Raw genomic sequence first — 1,355 nt, forward strand, 5'->3', positions numbered from 1 at the left:
TCATAATCATAGCTGTATTTTCGGGCAATATTATCATTGCCTGTTTTCCAAAGTGTTTCTGAAATATTACCATTGAATAAAGCAGTGGCGTTTTCAGGATCATTGTAATTGATTTTAAAAGCAAACAAATCGTTTTCCGTAGTAATATCATTGACATCATTAATACTTTTCAGCCAACCTCTTATGTTGTAGGTATAATCTACTTTTTGGAGTCCTGTAGCACTTGGGCTTACATTGGTTCCACCTACTTTTTTACTAATCAATTGTCCTAGTTCATCATAGGTATTTTGGGTAATAAGCTGTTCTGGCAGACTGCCTATTTGTTGTTTGTGTTGGGTTAAACGATCTTGTGGGGAATAGCTAAAACGATCAGTAACAGTTATTGTTGTAGCATTGGTGTCGTATTTATGAGTCGTAATGGTATATTCGGTTTTTCCAGCCCAGTCTAGTTTGGAATCTATTTGTGTAAAACCGCCTAAATGGTTTGCAGAATAAACACGAACCGGTCGATAACGATCATCATATAGGGTGTAACTTGTTTCTGCTGCATTTGGATTGGCATTGTCCAATACTCTCACCCATGAACCGGTTGGTAAGCCTTTTACATTGGTAGCAATAGTCTGGCCTTCCACTTGCGTCGGTACAGGATTTGGAATGCCTAAAAGAGTGTAATTGTCATAGTAATTTTTGGTTAAAACATTGGCGGTATTAAATACAAAAGGATTGCTTCCTTCATTGATGTGGGTTTGATATGTGTTTCTATAAGCAGAAGTAACATATCCTTTTATCCATGCGGTTTGAGTCACTCTTCCAAAAGCATCGTATTCGGTTACTAGCCATCCTATGGTTGACGGATTGTCTTCGTAAGGCGAAAAAGCGGGTCCGGTAGCTACAGGTCGGTTTAATTTATCATAGATAATGAATTCCCATTGTTTACCGGGTAGTTTCTTTTCTACTAATCGGTTGCGATGGTCGTATTGGTATTGATACCCCAGATTATCCAAATTAGCCTGATTGGCAATGCCTTCTGCTAGTGGTGGAATCACATAGGTAAGATTACCAAATTGATCATAAATATAATAAGTTTCGTGTGGATTACCATTGTTAAAAGTACGTTTTAATACCACTTGTCCTTCTTTGTCTTTGTATTCCTCGGTAGTGTTGTTTTTTCCTGAAGTCCAGTTTTCATCTTTGGTAATAGTCACATACAATTGTGCTGGAGCATAATAGCCTAAGTTTTGAATACTAATGGTGTATAATCCTAAAGTAGCATTCCATGTCGCATTGGCCTGATAGGAACGTACATCGTTTGCTAGGTTGGTGTCGTATTCCAATTTTATTTCTTTGCCTTGTCC

General features: G+C 37.7%; 1 pseudogene. It reads right to left on the reverse strand.

Going from position 1 to position 1,355, the window contains the following annotated elements:
- Positions 1 to 1,334, reverse strand: a pseudogene (locus tag SY27_RS06265) (RHS repeat-associated core domain-containing protein); the annotation flags it as partial.
- Positions 1,335 to 1,355 lie beyond the last annotated feature (21 nt).

Origin of the sequence: Flavobacterium sp. 316, from assembly GCF_000967805.1 — a bacterium.
In the GTDB taxonomy this organism is placed as follows: Bacteria; Bacteroidota; Bacteroidia; order Flavobacteriales; family Flavobacteriaceae; genus Flavobacterium; species Flavobacterium sediminilitoris.